This window comes from Streptococcus oralis (assembly GCF_019929345.1).
In the GTDB taxonomy this organism is placed as follows: domain Bacteria; phylum Bacillota; class Bacilli; order Lactobacillales; family Streptococcaceae; genus Streptococcus.
Genome location: NZ_JAHZPJ010000003.1, coordinates 26,087 through 43,480 on the forward strand (window position 1 = coordinate 26,087; position 17,394 = coordinate 43,480).

Annotated in this window: 18 protein-coding genes and 1 tRNA gene; 16 read left to right on the plus strand and 3 right to left on the minus strand. The window is 42.1% G+C overall.

From position 1 onward, the window contains the following. Window positions 1–60: 60 nt before the first annotated feature. Together K1I97_RS03310 and pflA are read left to right on the plus strand one after the other, a co-directional pair. Window positions 61–1,317, plus strand: coding sequence for a diaminopimelate decarboxylase (locus K1I97_RS03310; RefSeq protein ID WP_223331261.1), 1,257 nt, complete (start codon window positions 61–63; stop codon window positions 1,315–1,317). A 120-nt stretch (window positions 1,318–1,437) separates the two neighbouring features. Continuing rightward, on the plus strand, window positions 1,438–2,232 hold the full coding sequence (pflA, locus tag K1I97_RS03315; RefSeq protein WP_173259033.1) for a pyruvate formate-lyase-activating protein: 795 nt from the start codon (window positions 1,438–1,440) through the stop codon (window positions 2,230–2,232). Between the two features lie 75 nt (window positions 2,233–2,307). Here pflA and yidC read toward each other — a convergent pair whose 3' ends face one another. Next, entirely contained in the window at window positions 2,308–3,228 is a 921-nt protein-coding gene (gene yidC / locus K1I97_RS03320) for a membrane protein insertase YidC (RefSeq protein WP_223331377.1), read from the minus strand. A 77-nt stretch (window positions 3,229–3,305) separates the two neighbouring features. Then, the gene (locus K1I97_RS03325) at window positions 3,306–3,584 is read right to left on the minus strand and encodes an acylphosphatase (protein WP_001174620.1); all 279 of its coding nucleotides are present in this window, start codon (window positions 3,582–3,584) and stop codon (window positions 3,306–3,308) included. A 33-nt stretch (window positions 3,585–3,617) separates the two neighbouring features. On the opposite strand from K1I97_RS03325, the gene K1I97_RS03330 reads away from it, so the two are divergent. The 11 genes from K1I97_RS03330 to K1I97_RS03380 all read left to right on the plus strand — a co-directional run bounded on the left by K1I97_RS03330 (window position 3,618) and on the right by K1I97_RS03380 (window position 12,424). Continuing rightward, entirely contained in the window at window positions 3,618–4,358 is a 741-nt protein-coding gene (locus K1I97_RS03330; RefSeq protein WP_223331262.1) for a TrmH family RNA methyltransferase, read from the plus strand. Window positions 4,359–4,413: 55 nt separating this feature from the next. After that, window positions 4,414–5,097 (plus strand): Bax inhibitor-1/YccA family protein, encoded by a 684-nt coding sequence (locus tag K1I97_RS03335; protein ID WP_223331263.1) that lies wholly within the window; start codon window positions 4,414–4,416, stop codon window positions 5,095–5,097. Between the two features lie 109 nt (window positions 5,098–5,206). Beyond that, complete coding sequence (gene asnA, locus K1I97_RS03340) at window positions 5,207–6,199, plus strand: aspartate--ammonia ligase (RefSeq protein WP_223331264.1); 993 nt, start codon at window positions 5,207–5,209, stop codon at window positions 6,197–6,199. Between the two features lie 64 nt (window positions 6,200–6,263). After that, window positions 6,264–6,803, plus strand: a complete 540-nt coding sequence (rsmD, locus tag K1I97_RS03345; RefSeq protein ID WP_223331265.1) for a 16S rRNA (guanine(966)-N(2))-methyltransferase RsmD — start codon at window positions 6,264–6,266, stop codon at window positions 6,801–6,803. Continuing rightward, complete coding sequence (gene coaD / locus K1I97_RS03350) at window positions 6,793–7,281, plus strand: pantetheine-phosphate adenylyltransferase (protein ID WP_001280711.1); 489 nt, start codon at window positions 6,793–6,795, stop codon at window positions 7,279–7,281. Before rsmD ends, coaD begins: the two co-directional genes overlap by 11 nt. Then, window positions 7,265–8,302 (plus strand): SepM family pheromone-processing serine protease, encoded by a 1,038-nt coding sequence (locus tag K1I97_RS03355; RefSeq protein WP_223331266.1) that lies wholly within the window; start codon window positions 7,265–7,267, stop codon window positions 8,300–8,302. Before coaD ends, K1I97_RS03355 begins: the two co-directional genes overlap by 17 nt. A gap of 55 nt (window positions 8,303–8,357) precedes the next feature. After that, window positions 8,358–8,588, plus strand: a complete 231-nt coding sequence (locus K1I97_RS03360) for a DUF1146 family protein (protein WP_002892633.1) — start codon at window positions 8,358–8,360, stop codon at window positions 8,586–8,588. Between the two features lie 23 nt (window positions 8,589–8,611). After that, complete coding sequence (murA, locus tag K1I97_RS03365) at window positions 8,612–9,895, plus strand: UDP-N-acetylglucosamine 1-carboxyvinyltransferase (protein ID WP_223331267.1); 1,284 nt, start codon at window positions 8,612–8,614, stop codon at window positions 9,893–9,895. Further along, a complete protein-coding gene (locus K1I97_RS03370; protein WP_000828204.1) occupies window positions 9,882–10,088 on the plus strand; it encodes a DNA-directed RNA polymerase subunit beta in 207 nt (68 codons plus the stop codon). The genes murA and K1I97_RS03370 overlap by 14 nt, the downstream gene beginning before the upstream one ends. Before the next feature lie 40 nt (window positions 10,089–10,128). Beyond that, window positions 10,129–10,953, plus strand: coding sequence for a DNA/RNA non-specific endonuclease (locus K1I97_RS03375; protein WP_223331268.1), 825 nt, complete (start codon window positions 10,129–10,131; stop codon window positions 10,951–10,953). 139 nt (window positions 10,954–11,092) lie between these two features. After that, entirely contained in the window at window positions 11,093–12,424 is a 1,332-nt protein-coding gene (locus tag K1I97_RS03380; protein WP_223331269.1) for a hemolysin family protein, read from the plus strand. A gap of 132 nt (window positions 12,425–12,556) precedes the next feature. On the opposite strand, the gene K1I97_RS03385 is transcribed toward K1I97_RS03380, so the two are convergent. Next, window positions 12,557–12,627: transfer RNA gene (locus K1I97_RS03385), tRNA-Cys, on the minus strand. Between the two features lie 297 nt (window positions 12,628–12,924). Between K1I97_RS03385 and K1I97_RS03390 the strand changes: the two genes are divergently transcribed. The 3 genes from K1I97_RS03390 (at window position 12,925) to oppC (ending at window position 17,393) form a co-directional block, all read left to right on the plus strand. Then, a complete protein-coding gene (locus K1I97_RS03390) occupies window positions 12,925–14,904 on the plus strand; it encodes a peptide ABC transporter substrate-binding protein (RefSeq protein WP_223331270.1) in 1,980 nt (659 codons plus the stop codon). A 66-nt stretch (window positions 14,905–14,970) separates the two neighbouring features. Then, window positions 14,971–16,467, plus strand: coding sequence for an ABC transporter permease (locus K1I97_RS03395; protein WP_223331271.1), 1,497 nt, complete (start codon window positions 14,971–14,973; stop codon window positions 16,465–16,467). Continuing rightward, a complete protein-coding gene (oppC, locus tag K1I97_RS03400; protein WP_223331272.1) occupies window positions 16,467–17,393 on the plus strand; it encodes an oligopeptide ABC transporter permease OppC in 927 nt (308 codons plus the stop codon). The genes K1I97_RS03395 and oppC overlap by 1 nt, the downstream gene beginning before the upstream one ends. Window position 17,394: the final 1 nt, after the last annotated feature.

A 17,394-nucleotide genomic window follows, 5' to 3' on the forward strand; every position in this document is an offset into this window, starting at 1 on the left:
GAACTAAAGGTTGGAACGATTGTCCCAGCCTTTCTTTGCAAACAGAATAGAAGGATGCTTATGAAAACACCATTTATTAGCCGTGAAGATTTAGAAACAATCGTTGCAGAGTTCCCGACTCCCTTCCACTTGTATGACGAGAAGGGGATTCGTGAAAAAGCAAGAGCAGTCAACCAGGCCTTTTCTTGGAATAAGGGATTCAAAGAATATTTTGCCGTCAAGGCCACTCCAACCCCAGCCATCTTGAAAATCCTCCAAGAGGAAGGTTGTGGTGTGGACTGTTCTAGTTATGTGGAACTTTTGATGAGCCATAAACTGGATTTCCCCGGTTCTGAAATCATGTTCTCTTCTAACAACACGCCTGACAAGGAATATGCCTATGCGCGTGAATTGGGTGCGACCATTAACTTGGATGCCTTTGAAGATATTGAACATCTAGAGCGAGCGGCAGGCATTCCAGAAATCATCTCTTGTCGTTACAATCCTGGAGGAGTTTTTGAGCTAGGAACAGATATCATGGACAATCCTGGGGAGGCTAAGTTTGGGATGACCAAGGACCAGCTTTTTGAAGCCTTTGCCATCTTGAAGGAAAAAGGAGCCAAGACATTTGGGATTCACTCCTTCCTAGCATCCAATACCGTGACCCATCTCTACTACCCAGAGTTGGCGCGTCAGCTTTTTGAATTAGCCGTTGAAATCAAGGAAAAGTTGGGCATTTCGCTAGACTTTATCAATCTTTCTGGCGGAATCGGAGTCAATTACCGTCCAGACCAGGAGCCAAATGACATCGCTGTGATTGGTGAAGGAGTTCATAAGGTTTATGAGGAAGTTCTTACGCCAGCAGGACTTGGTCAGGTTAAGATTTTCACAGAATTAGGCCGTTTTATGTTGGCGCCTCATGGAGCTCTCGTCACAAGAGTCACTCATAAGAAAAAAACCTATCGTACTTATCTGGGCGTGGATGCCTCAGCAGTCAACCTCATGCGCCCAGCCATGTATGGAGCCTACCACCATATCACCAATCTGACCCATCCAGACGGACCTGTTGAGGTGGTAGATGTGGTTGGTTCACTCTGTGAAAACAATGATAAATTTGCAGTGAACCGCGAACTACCTCATACAGAAATCGGTGATTTGCTGGTGATTCATGATACAGGTGCACATGGGTTCTCCATGGGTTATCAGTACAATGCCAAACTACGCTCGGCAGAAATCCTCTATACCGAAGAAGGAAAAGCCCGCCAAATCCGCCGTGCAGAGCGTCCTGAGGACTATTTTGCAACCTTGTATGGTTTTGATTTTGAATCGGATCAGTAAAAGAAATTGAAAATGAAAGTGAAAAACAGATTGCTTTCTAAAAAATAGACAAAAAACCTTGTTTTTCACCTTACTCGTGATATAATAAAACTATAAAACGGTTTCAAGGAAGGTGACGATATGTCTGAAGAAACAATTGACTATGGACAAGTGACAGGAATGGTGCATTCGACAGAGAGTTTTGGGGCGGTAGATGGTCCTGGGATTCGTTTTATTGTCTTTTTGCAGGGCTGTCAGATGCGTTGCCAGTACTGCCATAACCCCGATACATGGGCTATGGAGACCAATAAATCACGTGAACGGACAGTAGATGATGTCTTGACAGAAGCCCTTCGCTATCGTGGTTTCTGGGGAGACAAGGGAGGAATCACTGTTAGTGGTGGAGAGGCGCTCTTGCAGATTGATTTCTTGATTGCCTTTTTTACCAAGGCTAAGGAAAAAGGAATTCACTGTACCTTAGACACCTGTGCCCTTCCTTTCCGTAACACACCACGTTATCTCGAAAAGTTCAATAAACTCATGGCTGTGACAGATTTGGTTCTCTTAGATATCAAAGAAATCAACGAAGAGCAACACAAGATTGTCACCAGTCAAACCAATAAAAATATTTTGGCCTGTGCCCGGTACCTATCAGACATTGGAAAACCTGTTTGGATTCGCCACGTATTGGTTCCAGGCTTGACAGATAGAGATGAGGATTTGATTGAACTTGGTAAATTCGTCAAAACCCTCAAAAACGTTGACAAGTTTGAAATCCTACCTTATCACACTATGGGAGAATTCAAGTGGCGTGAACTTGGGATTCCATATTCGCTCGAAGGGGTAAAGCCACCAACGGCAGATCGTGTCAAGAATGCCAAGGAATTGATGGATACAGAAAGTTACCAAGACTACATGAAACGTGTTCATGGATAAAAAAAGAAGCCCGATGGAGACATCGGGCTTTTGTGATGCAAAAAAGCCTAGCCTTTCAGCTAAGCTCGTTTAGTCTTATCTAGATTGTTGTTTACCGGAGTTACGCTTTTTCTTTTTCTTATTAGTCGAAATCGCTTGAGTCTGTTTAGGAGTCACGTCTTTTCTTGCCCCTGCAGTAGAGCTGACTTTCGGAGGGTTCTTTTCGTATTCTTCACGTACTTTTTGACGAAGTTTTGGACGAACGACATAGTTGACGATAAACTGTTGAAGAATCATCATGAAACCACCGACCACCCAGTAAAGAGTTACACTGGCTGGTGCGAAGAGGGAGAAGACGACAATCATGAGTGGACTCATGAAGGACATTTTTTTGAGCTGTTCTCTTTGCATTTCGTCTTCCACTCCATGAAGTGAAAGGAGTGATTGGAGATAGTAGAGGATACCAGCGAAAGCGACAAGGATCATACTTGGTGAACCAAGATCGATACCCAAGAAGGTAGAACTAGCTACACCTTCAGTGTATTGGGCTGCAAAGTAGATAGCAGAGAAGAAAGGCATTTGAAGTAGGATAGGGAAACATCCAACTCCGCCGAGCATGCTGATACCATGTTCTTTTTGTACATCAAAGAGAGCTTGTTGAGCCTCAAGTTTTTCTTCTTGAGTTGTTGCTTCTTTTAGACGGGTTTGATGTGGTTCAAGAACGTGCTTGAGAGCGTTCATCTTTTCAGAGTGAAGCGTCGCCTTCCATGATTGGTAGATACCAAGTGGCAAGATAATCAAACGCACGATAATGGTTACGATAATGATAGCGATACCAAAGCCTAGACCTTTATCAGTAGCGAAGTACTTGATAGCTTCTCCCATCGGGGCACCCAAGAAATCCCAAACGGGACCAATTGGCTTACCTGTTGCTTTATCAATCTGAACACAACCTGTCAAGACGAGTAGCATAGCCACTCCCATAGCAGAGAGGGCAAAACGTTTAATAGATTTCAATGTTTTCATTCCTTCTTTAAAAATTATACCTTTCTATTCTACTGTTTTTTTGTAAAATATACAATAGTTCTAGAGACCTAATTTGCGACTTTGAAGTCCGAGTAGGATGAAAAGTTGCTCATCTGTACATCCAGATAGGTAACTTTTGAAAAAGGTGTAGGGCCTTTTCGGATTTCTTGGATAAATTTTGCCATAGTGGCAGAGGAGTCTGCCTGAGCAAGAATTTCCACTGTGCCATCGTCATTATTCCAAACACGACCAGTGATGCCACCGATTTCAAGAGCTAAAGTATAAACACCCCAGCGAAAACCAACACCCTGCACCCTGCCTTGGGCAATCATTCTAACCTTTTGCATACCAAACCCCTTTGATTGTGTTATAATATTTCTATGACTATTATAACCTCAAAAGCCAATTCTGTGGTAAAAAATACCAAGAAATTACATCAAAAAAAATATCGAAAGTCTGCTTATTTGATTGAGGGCTGGCACTTGTTTGAAGAAGCTGTTCAAGCTGGAGTAACGATTGAGAAGATCTTTGCCCTGGAGAGCTATAAGGAACAGTTAGCCGCTTTTTCGCAAACAGTCTGGGTTTCAGAGGAGATTTTGCGGGATTTGGCAGATTCTCAAACACCACAGGGAATCGTAGCAATCGTCCAAAAAGAAGAAGTGGGACTGCCTGATCTCCGTCAGGGCAAGTTTTTATTTTTAGAAGATGTCCAAGACCCTGGCAATGTTGGCACCATGATTCGGACTGCGGATGCGGCCGGTTTCACAGGGGTCATTGTTTCAGACAAGTCAGCGGATATCTACAGTCTCAAGACCCTGCGTTCCATGCAAGGAAGTCATTTTCACTTGCCCATCTATCGTATGCCTCTTGCCACCTTTGTAGAAGAGGCAAAGAGGAGCAATTTACCCATTCTGGCAACGACCTTATCGAGAGATTCAAAGGATTATCGTGAGCTTTCTCTACTAGAGAACTTTGTTTTAGTCATGGGAAATGAAGGACAGGGGATTAGTTCTGCTATGGCTGAGAGTGCTGATCAGCTGGTTCATATAGGCATGAAAGGTCGGGCAGAGAGTCTCAACGTGGCAGTTGCCGCAGGCATTTTGATGTTTTATTTTAGCTAAATTTTAAAAACGTTGTTATAATCAAAGTATACTTTTAGAGAAAAGGAGAAAGATTATGAATCAAACGATTATTCAAGAACGTTCAGGTCTTAATCAATTTTATGCTAAGGTTTACGCCTTTGTGGGACTTGGGATTGGTCTGTCAGCTCTCGTGTCAGCTTTGATGTTGACAGTCTTTCAGTCCCAATTGGTCTACTTTTTAATGCATGGTCGTCTCTGGTTGATGATTGCAACTTTTGCAGAACTTGGTCTAGTATTTGTTGCAAGTAGTATGGCTGCAAAAAATAGTCCAGCGGCTCTCCCAGTATTTTTAATTTATTCTGTTTTAAATGGCTTCACACTTAGTTTTGTCGTAGCCTTCTATACACCGGGAACCGTATTATCAGCCTTTGTATCCAGCGCCCTTCTCTTCTTTGTCATGGCGGCAATCGGAATTTTCACTAAGAAAGATTTGAGTGGAATGGGACGAGCTCTGATGGCGGTACTTGTCGGCCTCATCATTGCCATGGTTGTGAATCTATTTCTAGCAAATAGCTTCTTTGACTACATGATTAGTATTGCCATGGTCTTGGTCTTCTCAGGTTTAATTGCTTGGGATAACCAAAAGATTCGCTATGTTTATGAGCAGTCAAGAGGACAAGTAGCGACAGGTTGGGTCATCTCAATGGCGCTCAGCATCTACCTAGACTTTATCAACCTCTTCCTTAGCATTTTACGAATCTTTGGTCGAAACGATTAAAGAATTATGGAGTCAGTGTTCTAAAGAGCGCTGACTTTTTCTTATTTACTCTTTCCTTTTCTTGAAAATAGGTGTATAATGCTTTTAACTAATTTTTGAGGAGCCGTTTATGAAGAAAAGCTTTATTCATCAGCAAGAAGAAATTTCTTTTGTTAAAAACACCTTTACCCAGTATTTGAAAGATAAGTTAGAAGTTGTCGAGGTTCAAGGTCCTATCTTGAGCAAGGTCGGTGATGGGATGCAGGATAACCTGTCTGGTGTCGAAAATCCAGTATCTGTAAAGGTATTACAGATTCCAGATGAAACCTATGAAGTCGTTCACTCACTTGCCAAATGGAAACGCCACACTTTGGCTCGCTTTGGTTTCGGTGAAGGAGAAGGTCTGTTTGTTCACATGAAGGCCCTTCGTCCAGACGAAGATTCGCTCGATGCGACCCACTCTGTTTATGTGGACCAGTGGGACTGGGAAAAAGTGATTCCAAATGGTCAACGCAATATCGCTTATCTCAAAGAAACAGTTGAGAAGATTTATAAGGCCATTCGTCTGACAGAGCTAGCAGTAGAAGCCCGCTATGATATCGAATCTATCTTACCAAAACAAATTACCTTTATCCATACGGAAGAGTTGGTGGAACGCTACCCAGATTTGACACCGAAAGAGCGCGAAAATGAAATCTGTAAAGAGTTCGGTGCAGTCTTCTTGATTGGTATTGGTGGCGAGTTGCCTGACGGGAAACCTCATGACGGTCGTGCGCCTGACTATGATGACTGGACAACAGAGTCTGAGAATGGCTACAAGGGACTGAATGGGGATATTCTAGTTTGGAACGAATCTCTTGGTTGTGCCTTTGAACTTTCCTCAATGGGGATTCGGGTGGATGAGGAAACCCTTCGTCGCCAAGTGGCCCTTACAGGAGATGAGGATCGTCTTGAGTTGGAATGGCATAAAGCCTTGCTTAATGGGCTTTTCCCACTGACTATCGGTGGAGGTATCGGACAGTCTCGGATGGCCATGTTCCTTCTTCGTAAGAAACATATCGGAGAAGTTCAGACCAGTGTCTGGCCTCAAGAAGTTCGCGATACGTACGAAAATATCTTGTAGGGAATCGAACCGTAAGGTTCGGTTTTCTTTCTCTTTTTGCCTATAATTTGGTATAATAAACGGTATGAAAATCGTATCAGGAATCTACGGAGGGCGTCCTCTCAAGACGCTAGAAGGCAAGACGACTAGGCCGACATCAGATAAGGTGCGTGGAGCTATCTTTAATATGATTGGCCCCTATTTTGAGGGTGGACGTGTCTTGGATCTCTATGCTGGCAGTGGTGGTCTGTCTATCGAAGCTGTGTCAAGAGGCATGTCCCATGCTGTCTTAGTGGAACGGGATCGAAAGGCACGAGCTATCATCGCTGAAAATATCCAAATGACCAAGGAAGTTTTCAAATTTCAGCTCTTAAAGATGGAGGCTGAACGAGCCTTGGAACAAGTGAATGGTCCCTTTGACCTGGTCTTTTTAGACCCTCCCTACGCTAAGGAGCAAATCGTTGCAGATATCGAAAAAATGGCAGAAAGAAATCTTTTCTCCGAAGAGATCATGGTTGTCTGTGAAACCGATAAGTCTGTAGAACTCCCAGAAGAAATCGCCTGCTTAGGCATCTGGAAGGAAAAAATATATGGGATTAGTAAGGTGACGGTCTATGTCAGATAAAATTGGATTATTTACAGGTTCATTTGATCCTATGACAAATGGACATCTGGATATCATTGAACGTGCCAGCAAACTCTTTGATAAGCTCTATGTCGGGGTGTTCTACAATCCCCACAAACAAGGCTTTCTCCCTGTTGAAAACCGCAAACGGGCAGTCGAAAAAGCTGTGGCGCATTTAGATAATGTAGAGGTGCTGGCTTCTCATGACCAACTAGTTGTTGATGTTGCAAGAAGACTGGGTGCTAAGACCCTTGTCCGTGGCTTGCGGAATGCCAACGACTTGCAATACGAGTCTAGCTTTGACTACTACAATCATCAACTGGCTCCAGAAATCGAAACCATTTATCTATATAGTCGCCCGGAGCATCTTTATATTAGCTCTTCGGCCGTGAGAGAACTTCTGAAGTTTGGTCAGGAGATTCAGCAATATGTCCCAAACAGTGTTGTGGAGGAATTAGAACATGAAGAAAAAAACTAGATGGCCCTTATATGTCATCCTAGCACTAGTATTGACTTTTTTAGCCTTTGTAGTACCATTACCTTACTACATAGAAGTTCCAGGTGGAGCGGAAGATATTCGCCAAGTTTTAAAAGTCAATGAAACAGAAGATACAGAAGCAGGAGCTTACCAGTTTGTAACAGTCGGCATTCGACATGCAACCCTATCGCATCTTGTCTATGCTTGGTTAACACCTTTCACGGATATTAGAAGCGCTCAGGAGACTACGGGTGGTTCTACGGATGCGGAGTTTATGCGGATCAATCAGTTCTACATGCAAACATCCCAAAATATGGCCAAGTATCAGGGCTTGAAGACGGCTGGTAAGGATATCGAACTCAAGTATCTGGGGGTCTATGTCTTGACCGTGACGGACAATTCAACTTTTAAGGGCATTCTGAACATTGCAGACACCGTGACAGCTGTTAACGACAAGACGTTTGACAGTTCAAAAGACTTGGTCGACTATGTCAACTCTCAACAATTAGGGGATACGGTCAAGGTAACCTATGAAGAAGACGGAAAAGTCAAGTCTGCAGAAGGTAAAATTATCACTCTCGAAAACGGAAAAAACGGGATTGGGATTGGTCTAATTGACCGTACGGAAGTGACCAGTGATGTTCCAATTCGCTTTTCAACAGCTGGTATCGGCGGGCCAAGTGCTGGTCTCATGTTTAGTCTCGCTATCTACACCCAGATAGCCGATCCAGGTCTTCGTAATGGTCGCGTCGTTGCGGGAACGGGAACTATTGATCGTGATGGAAATGTTGGCGATATTGGTGGAATTGACAAAAAAGTGGTTGCAGCCTCTCGTCAGGGAGCCAACATCTTTTTTGCTCCTGACAATCCAGTCACCGAGGAAGCAAAAAAAGCAGATCCCAATGCGAAAAGCAACTATGAAACAGCCCTAGAAGCTGCTAAAACGATCAAAACAGAGATGAAAATCGTTCCCGTTAAGACCTTGCAGGATGCGATTGATTACCTTAAAAACAATCCCTAATTCGTAGAAAAATTGAAAACTAGCGCGCAAGCGGATAAGATGGTATAATAGTCAAATGGTTCAATTATTATTCACTCTAAGTAGTCATATACTCTTTATTTATTTGAGTTTTTACCTTTTGAAGGATCTTGTGAGATGGGAAAAGGTTTTAAAAGTGACCGCTACTAACACAAAAAAAGTTCGTTTGTTGGTAGGCTTCTTTAGTATTGTGATGGGCTACATCTTGAGTTCATTCTTTATCAGTTTGTACCAACTGTGGCAAGAAGCGCTTAGAGGACTATTATAAAATCAAAAGTAAAGGAAACAACTATGGAAAAAATTGTGGTTCAAGGCGGGGATAATCGTCTGGTCGGGAGTGTGACGATCGAGGGAGCAAAGAATGCAGTCTTGCCCTTGTTGGCAGCGACTATTCTAGCAAGCAAGGGTAAGACAGTCTTGCAGAACGTCCCAATCTTGTCAGATGTTTTCACCATGAATCAAGTGGTTCGAGGTCTGAATGCCAAGGTGAACTTTGATGAGGAAGCTCATGTTGTCGAGGTTGATGCGACTGGTGATATCACGGAGGAAGCTCCATACAAGTATGTCAGCAAGATGCGTGCATCGATCGTTGTCTTGGGACCAATCCTTGCTCGTGTAGGCCACGCCAAGGTATCCATGCCAGGTGGTTGCACTATTGGGAGTCGTCCGATCGACCTCCACCTCAAAGGTTTGGAAGCTATGGGGGCAAAGATTACCCAGACAGCTGGTTACATCGAAGCTAAGGCAGAACGCCTGCATGGAGCTCATATCTACATGGACTTTCCTAGTGTTGGCGCAACACAAAACCTCATGATGGCAGCGACTCTAGCTGATGGTGTGACGGTCATTGAAAATGCTGCGCGTGAGCCAGAAATTGTTGACCTCGCTATTCTCCTTAATGAAATGGGAGCTAAGGTCAAGGGAGCGGGTACCGAAACAATCACAGTGACTGGTGTTGAGGAACTCCATGGTACGACTCACAATGTCGTACAAGATCGTATCGAAGCCGGAACCTTTATGGTGGCTGCAGCTATGACTGGCGGAGATGTCCTCATTCGAGATGCAGTTTGGGAGCACAATCGTCCCTTGATTTCAAAACTACTTGAGATGGGGGTTGAAGTGACAGAGGAGTCGGAAGGTATCCGTGTTCGTTCTCAACTGGAAAATCTCAAGGCTGTTCATGTAAAAACTTTACCCCACCCAGGATTTCCAACAGATATGCAGGCGCAATTTACAGCTCTGATGACAGTCGCAAAAGGGGAATCCACCATGGTGGAAACGGTGTTTGAAAATCGCTTCCAACACTTAGAGGAAATGCGTCGTATGGGCTTGCATTCAGAGATTATCCGTGACACAGCTCGCATTGTTGGGGGACAGGCTTTACAGGGGGCTGAAGTTCTATCAACGGACCTTCGCGCTAGTGCTGCTTTGATTTTGACAGGTCTGGTGGCGCAGGGACAAACAGTTGTCGGTAAATTAGTTCACCTTGATAGAGGTTACTATCGCTTCCATGAAAAGTTAGCTCAGCTAGGAGCGAAGATTCAGCGGATTGAGGTTGACGATGAAGAGGAATAGAAATAAAAACAAGAGAATACGCTATGTACTCCGTCGCTTACTGTTGATTTTTATCGTACTATTGCTAGGCTTTCTTGCTTTAGGAATCGGCTTGATGGTTGGCTATGGGATTCTAGGAAAGGGACAGGATCCGTGGGCTATCTTGTCTCCAGCAAAGTGGCAGGAATTGATTAGCAAATTTACAGGAAATTAGGCTGGGAAACCAGTCTTTTTCTAAAGAAATAAGGAGAAAAATGAACAAAAAAACAAGACAGACCCTGGTAGGGTTACTCATATTCTTACTCTTGGCTGCTGGAAGCTATTATATTAAGCAGATGCAGTCGACATCAAACACGCCTAAAACCAAAGTGAGTCAGAAAAAACAAGCTTCAGAAGCTCCCAGTCAGGAGTTGGCTGAAAGTGTCTTAACTGAGTCAATCAAAAACCAAATTAATGGTGGTCTAGAGTGGAATGGAGCAGGGGCCTTTGTCGTTAATGGTAATAAAACCAATCTAGATGCCAAGGTTTCTAGCAAACCCTATGCGGATAATAAAACAAAACCAGTCGGGAAAGAGACAGTCCCAACTGTTGCCAATGCCCTCTTATCCAAAGCGACTCGGCAGTATAAGAATCGTGAAGAGACTGGAAATGGCTCCACCTCTTGGACGCCACCAGGATGGCATCAGGTCAAGAATCTAAAGGGAGCCTATACACATGCAGTTGATAGAGGACACCTGCTGGGCTATGCCTTGATAGGTGGTTTGGATGGTTTTGATGCCTCTACTAGCAATCCCAAGAACATTGCAGTCCAGACAGCTTGGGCAAACCAAGCGCAGGCTGAGGATTCGACAGGCCAGAACTACTATGAGAGTTTGGTTAGAAAAGCCTTGGATCAAAATAAGAGGGTCCGTTATCGGGTGACGCTTCACTATGCGACAAATGAGGATCTAGTTCCATCCGCTTCACAAATTGAAGCCAAGTCTTCGGATGGCGAGTTGGAATTCAATGTCCTAATCCCCAATGTTCAAAAGGGAATCCAGCTTGATCACCAAACAGGGCAAGTAACGGTGACAAACTAGAAACAATCTATAAAAGAACAAAAATCGCTCCTTTGTCTATCGTAGATAAGGGAGCAATTGTATAAATTAGAAAATAATGTGATTCCTACGCCTATTTATGATATAATGGAGCACAAGATACTATTTTAGGAGAAAGACCATGGAAGACCCGAGCAGTCAGGATTTGTTACTGCAATTTGTACTTTTAGTTGTATTGACCTTTTTAAATGCTTTTTTCTCAGCTACAGAAATGGCTATGGTGTCACTAAATCGTGCCCGAGTAGAACAAAAAGCAGAAGAAGGAGATAAACGTTATATCCGTTTGCTAAAGGTACTTGAAAATCCTAATCACTTTTTATCAACGATTCAAGTCGGTATCACGTTAATTACTATCTTATCAGGGGCTAGTTTAGCAGAAACTCTAGGACGCGAAATTGCCTCTTGGATGGGGAACGGAGAAACAGCTTACGCTATTGCAAGTTTCCTCTCTTTGGCATTCTTGACCTACATTTCCATTGTTTTTGGTGAGCTCTATCCTAAGCGGATTGCCCTCAATTTGAAAGATGCTTTGGCGATTCGAACAGCACCAATTATTATTGGTCTTGGAAAGATTGTAAGTCCCTTTGTCTGGCTGTTATCTGCTTCAACTAATTTGTTGAGTCGTGTGACGCCAATGACCTTTGATGATGCTGATGAAAAGATGACACGTGATGAAATAGAGTACATGCTCACCAATAGTGAAGAAACACTGGATGCAGATGAGATTGAAATGCTACAGGGAATCTTTTCTCTAGATGAACTGATGGCTCGTGAACTAATGGTGCCTCGTACAGATGCTTTTATGGTAGATATTCAGGATGACAGCCAAACGATTATCCAAAGCATTTTGAAGCAAAATTTCTCACGTATTCCCGTTTATGACGGTGATAAAGACAATGTTATCGGTTTGATTCATACCAAACGTTTGCTAAACGCCGCCTATGCAGATGGCTTTGAAAATATTGTCTGGAAACGAATCCTCCAAACGCCACTGTTTGTGCCTGAGACCATCTTTGTGGACGACCTCCTTAAAGAGCTTCGAAATACCCAAAACCAAATGGCAATCTTACTAGACGAATACGGTGGTATGGCTGGTTTGGTAACTCTGGAAGACCTCCTAGAGGAAATCGTTGGCGAAATTGATGACGAAACAGACAGAGCAGAAATCGAAGTCCATCAAATCGGTGAAGATACCTATATTGCACAGGGAACCATGAATCTTAACGACTTCAACGACTACTTTGGTGTTGAACTAGAAAGCGATGATGTGGATACCATTGCCGGTTATTATTTGACAGGTGTCGGCACGATTCCAACAACTGAAAAAATCAGTTATGAACTGGTCAGCCAAAACAAACAAATCGTCTTGACTAATGATAAGGTGAAAAATGGACGTGTTACCAAGGTAAAAGTCCAAATCACAGAATTAGAACCTGAAGAAGAAACAGAATAAAGCAGTGACTCAAGTCACTGCTTTTTGTAAATCTATATGGTAGATACAGCTATCCCTATCTATTAGGGATAACAAAAAAGCCCGTTTTTCGGGCTTTTCATTCGGTTAATTCCTGTTAATTCAGGTACTGAAAGGCGGTAGACGGATTTGAACCGACGATCAAGCTTTTGCAGAGCCGTGCCTTACCACTTGGCTATACCGCCTCAACGTTTAATATTATACCTTGAAAATCATTTTACGTCAATACTTTCTTAATCGAAAATCCAATTTTAAAAAACGGTTTATTATCGAGGAGGTGAGAAAAACTTGTACAAATATCGTTTTAAGGAGAGATAAACGAGAAAGTATTTTTCGTAGACACAAACAAAGAGTGCAATAATTTTGACAAATGAAAGTTTTTTGTAGATGGACGCCTAAATATTCTGAAAATTCGTTTACTTTTTAGAAGATATATGTTATAATTTCCAGTAAGCCTAAATTTTTCAAGAGGAGTTAAAAATATGAAAAAAAGTAGAGTATTTGTTGCAGCAGGTATTGCTTTATTAGCAACAGGAGTATTAGCTGCTTGCAGTTCTTCAAAATCATCTGATTCAGCAGCACCAAAAACTTTTGGTTATGTTTATTCATCTGACCCAGAAACATTGGATTACCTCATTTCAGGGAAACAAAGCACTAAAGTTGCCACTTCAAATGGTATCGATGGTCTCTTTACAAATGACAAATATGGGAATTTGACTCCTGCAGTTGCAGAAGACTGGTCAGTCTCAAAAGACGGTTTGACTTATACCTACAAGATTCGTAAAGGTGTCAAATGGTTTACCTCTGATGGAGAAGAGTACGCTGAAGTAACAGCGAAAGACTTTGTAAATGGCTTGAAGCACGCAGCAGATAAAAAGTCAGAAGCGCTTTATCTAGCAGAAGGTTCAGTTAAAGGTCTAGCTGACTATAAAGCTGGAAATTCAAAGGATTTTTCTACAGTAGGTATTAAGGCAGTTGATGACTATACTCTTGAGTATACTTTGAACCAGCCAGAACCATACTGGAACTCTAAGATGTCCTACTCAATCTTCTGGCCATTAAACGAGGAATTTGAAAAATCAAAAGGAGATGATTTTGCTAAACCAACAGATCCAACTTCTTTGCTTTACAACGGTCCGTTCTTGCTGAAAAGTTTAACAGCTAAATCTTCTATCGAATTCGCTAAGAATGAACAGTATTGGGATAAAGACAATGTTCACCTTGACAAAGTTACCCTTGCTTTCTATGATGGTTCCGACCAAGAATCTCTTGAACGCAACTTTACAAGTGGAGCTTATAGCTATGCTCGTCTCTTCCCTACAAGTTCAAACTATTCTAAAGTGGCAGAAGACTACAAGGACAATATCTACTATACACCAGCTGGACCAGGAATCGCTGGTTTAGGTGTAAACATTGATCGTCAAGGTTACAAGTATACTGCCAAAACAACTGACGAGGAAAAAACATCAACTAAGAAAGCCCTCCTTAACAAAGACTTCCGTCAGGCTTTGAACTTTGCTTTTGACCGTACAGCTTATTCAGCACAGATCAATGGTACTGAAGCAGCTCCTCTTGCCGTTCGTAATCTCTTTGTCAAACCAGACTTTGTCTCAGCAGGTGAAAAAACCTTTGGTGACTTGGTGACTGAAAAGATGGCAGCTTATGGTGATGAATGGAAAAACGTAAACTTAGCTGATGGTCAAGATGGACTCTTCAACGCCGATAAAGCCAAAGCAGAACTAGCAAAAGCTAAGACTGCATTGGAAGCAGAAGGCGTGAAATTCCCAATCCATTTGGATATTCCAGTAGATCAAACAAACAAAGGGTATGTTGCTCGTATCCAATCCTTCAAACAGACAGTTGAAAAAGTGCTTGGAGAAGAAAACGTAGTCATTGATATTCATCAAATTTCTAAAGATGAGGCAATGAATATCACATACCATGCACCAAATGCAGCAGCAGAGGACTGGGATCTTTCAGGTGCCGTTGGATGGAATCCAGACTATGAAGACCCATCAACTTATCTTGATATCCTCAAATCAACAAACAAGTCCCAAACCAAAACATATATGGGATTTGATAATCCGGATAACCCAGCGGTTGACAAAGTTGGCTTGAAAGAATACGATCAGTTGATTGACGAAGCTGCTAAAGAAACTACAGACTTGAATGTTCGTTATGAAAAATACGCGGCAGCTCAAGCTTGGTTGACAGATAGCTCTCTCTTTATTCCTGCTATGTCTGGTAGTGGTGCAGCACCATTCATTTCTCGTGTCGTACCATTCACGGCTCCATATAGTCAATCAGGAGATAAGAGTTCAGACCTTTACTTCAAATACATTAAATTACAAAGTAAGACTGTAACAAAAGCGGAATATGAACAAGCTCGTGAAAAATGGCTCAAAGAGAAAAAAGAAGCAAACGAAAAAGTTCAAAAAGAATTGGCTAATCACGTTAAATAAATAACTCTCAAGAGAACTTTCTCTCCATGAGGAGAAGGTTCTTTTGGGATTTTAAAAGGAAACGATATGAAGAAATATATTTTTATGCGTGTATTGCGTTCATTGTTGTCTATTTTCTTGGTGACAACTTTGACCTACACAATTATCTATACGATGGTTCCTCGGAAACTAATTTTCAAGCAGGATACCAACTATAACAAGATTGCAACTACAGCTGATAAGCGGGATGATTATGAAAATACCGTTTATGAGCGGATGGGCTATATTGAGTATTACGATACCAAGGAGTTACAAGAAAGAGCGAGTACAATGGACTCGTCTGTAACAGTGGATGCCAATGATACTAACAAGGCAATCTACGAAAAATACATCAACCAACTTGGGAATGGTTGGACACTCGGTGTATTCTCAGAAAGTGGTCAATTCTATGCTACGCGTGAAATTCCGATTTTTGAACGTGTTTTCAAATTCTATTCAAACTTGATTGATATTGATCATACAAACAAGATTCAAGACCCTGAAAATCCAAACTTGCAACGTTATCTTCGTTTCGAAAATGATCCTGCTATCGGTTGGTCATTGGTTGGTTCAGGAACAAAACATAAATACCTTTTGTATTTCAACAATCAATTCCCATTTGTACACCAAAATTTTGTGAACATTAACTTGGGAGATTCTTATCCAACTTATGCAAACACACCAGTGCTTCAAGTTATCACACAAGGTCAGGGACAAACTAAGACATCAGAAGTTCAATTCCCTATGGGTAAAAAGACTTCATCTGTAGATATTTACTCTCGTACCTACAAATCTCCAAGTCAAGCAGACGCGCGTGAGGTAGCCAACTATGGTAAGGACGATCCATATACAGCCACAGAAAGTAATTACCAATATCCATCTATGATTGCAAGCTCGGCTGTTGCTGGTTTGATCGGTTTGGTTATTTCTTATGCGATTGCCATTCCTCTTGGATCTGCTATGGCTCGCCACAAGAATACTTGGATTGATAGCTTCTCGACAGGTGCTCTAACCTTCTTGCTTGCCCTTCCAACGATCGCTTTGGTTTACATCGTGCGCTTGATTGGATCATCTATTGGTCTGCCTGACTCATTTCCTATCTTGGGGGCTGGAGATTGGCGTTCCTACGTCTTGCCAGCAGTCATTCTAGGTCTATTGGGTGCGCCAAGTACAGCTATCTGGATCCGTCGTTACATGATCGACTTGCAATCTCAGGACTTCGTACGTTTTGCTCGTGCCAAAGGTTTGTCTGAAAAAGAAATTTCGAATAAACACATCTTTAAAAATGCTATGGTTCCACTGGTTTCAGGTATTCCTGGTGCCGTAATCGGGGTTATCGGTGGTGCAACATTGACAGAAACGGTCTTCGCCTTCCCGGGTATGGGTAAAATGCTGATTGACTCTGTTAAGGCATCAAATAACTCGATGGTAGTTGGTCTCGTCTTCATCTTTACGTGTATTTCTATCTTCTCTCTACTTATAGGAGATATCTGGATGACAATGCTTGACCCACGTATTAAATTGACAGAGAAAGGAGGCAAATAATGTCAACAATCGATAAAGAAAAATTTCAGTTCGTAAAACGTGACGATTTTGCCTCTGAAACAATTGATGCTCCTGCCTATTCATACTGGGGTTCTGTATTTAGACAATTTCTAAAGAAAAAATCAACAATTGTCATGTTGGGGATTTTGGTCTCCATTATCTTGATGAGCTTTATTTACCCAATGTTCTCAGATTTTGACTTTAATGATGTAAGTAAGGTGAATGACTTTAATGCGCGTTTTAAAGCACCAAGTGCTGAACATTGGTTTGGAACAGATAGCAATGGTAAATCCTTGTTTGATGGGGTCTGGTTTGGTGCGCGTAACTCGATTCTCATCTCTGTAATTGCCACTTTTATCAACCTTGTAATTGGGGTTATTGTTGGTGGGATTTGGGGGATTTCAAAATCCGTTGACCGTGTCATGATGGAAGTTTATAATGTTATCTCAAATATCCCATCGCTTTTGATTGTCATTGTCTTGACTTACTCAATCGGTGCTGGTTTTTGGAATTTGATTTTTGCCATGAGTGTCACAACTTGGATTGGGATTGCCTATATGATTCGTATCCAAATCATGCGTTACCGTGACTTGGAATACAACCTTGCTTCTCAAACACTTGGAACACCAACCTTTAAAATTATCGTTAAAAACATCATGCCACAATTGGTATCTGTTATTGTTTCTACAATGACCTTGATGTTGCCAAGCTTCATCTCTTATGAAGCCTTCCTTTCCTTCTTTGGATTGGGATTGCCTGTAACAGTGCCAAGTTTGGGACGTTTGATCTCAGATTACTCACAAAACGTTACGACCAACGCTTACTTATTTTGGATTCCGTTGACAACCTTGATCTTGGTATCCCTATCTCTTTTCGTTGTTGGTCAAAACCTAGCGGATGCTAGTGATCCACGTACACATAGATAGG

What these genes read in the sequence shown, in the direction of transcription:
- asnA (WP_223331264.1), top strand. Translation starts at nt 5,207, where the DNA reads ATGAAGAAAAGCTTTATTCATCAGCAAGAAGAAATTTCTTTTGTTAAA.
- K1I97_RS03375 (WP_223331268.1), top strand. Translation starts at nt 10,129, where the DNA reads ATGAACAAAAAAACAAGACAGACCCTGGTAGGGTTACTCATATTCTTA.
- K1I97_RS03380 (WP_223331269.1), top strand. Translation starts at nt 11,093, where the DNA reads ATGGAAGACCCGAGCAGTCAGGATTTGTTACTGCAATTTGTACTTTTA.
- K1I97_RS03310 (WP_223331261.1), top strand. Translation starts at nt 61, where the DNA reads ATGAAAACACCATTTATTAGCCGTGAAGATTTAGAAACAATCGTTGCA.
- K1I97_RS03325 (WP_001174620.1), bottom strand. Translation starts at nt 3,584, where the DNA reads ATGCAAAAGGTTAGAATGATTGCCCAAGGCAGGGTGCAGGGTGTTGGT.
- coaD (WP_001280711.1), top strand. Translation starts at nt 6,793, where the DNA reads ATGTCAGATAAAATTGGATTATTTACAGGTTCATTTGATCCTATGACA.
- K1I97_RS03390 (WP_223331270.1), top strand. Translation starts at nt 12,925, where the DNA reads ATGAAAAAAAGTAGAGTATTTGTTGCAGCAGGTATTGCTTTATTAGCA.
- K1I97_RS03330 (WP_223331262.1), top strand. Translation starts at nt 3,618, where the DNA reads ATGACTATTATAACCTCAAAAGCCAATTCTGTGGTAAAAAATACCAAG.
- K1I97_RS03360 (WP_002892633.1), top strand. Translation starts at nt 8,358, where the DNA reads ATGGTTCAATTATTATTCACTCTAAGTAGTCATATACTCTTTATTTAT.
- rsmD (WP_223331265.1), top strand. Translation starts at nt 6,264, where the DNA reads ATGAAAATCGTATCAGGAATCTACGGAGGGCGTCCTCTCAAGACGCTA.
- oppC (WP_223331272.1), top strand. Translation starts at nt 16,467, where the DNA reads ATGTCAACAATCGATAAAGAAAAATTTCAGTTCGTAAAACGTGACGAT.
- K1I97_RS03335 (WP_223331263.1), top strand. Translation starts at nt 4,414, where the DNA reads ATGAATCAAACGATTATTCAAGAACGTTCAGGTCTTAATCAATTTTAT.
- K1I97_RS03395 (WP_223331271.1), top strand. Translation starts at nt 14,971, where the DNA reads ATGAAGAAATATATTTTTATGCGTGTATTGCGTTCATTGTTGTCTATT.
- K1I97_RS03355 (WP_223331266.1), top strand. Translation starts at nt 7,265, where the DNA reads ATGAAGAAAAAAACTAGATGGCCCTTATATGTCATCCTAGCACTAGTA.
- pflA (WP_173259033.1), top strand. Translation starts at nt 1,438, where the DNA reads ATGTCTGAAGAAACAATTGACTATGGACAAGTGACAGGAATGGTGCAT.
- murA (WP_223331267.1), top strand. Translation starts at nt 8,612, where the DNA reads ATGGAAAAAATTGTGGTTCAAGGCGGGGATAATCGTCTGGTCGGGAGT.
- K1I97_RS03370 (WP_000828204.1), top strand. Translation starts at nt 9,882, where the DNA reads ATGAAGAGGAATAGAAATAAAAACAAGAGAATACGCTATGTACTCCGT.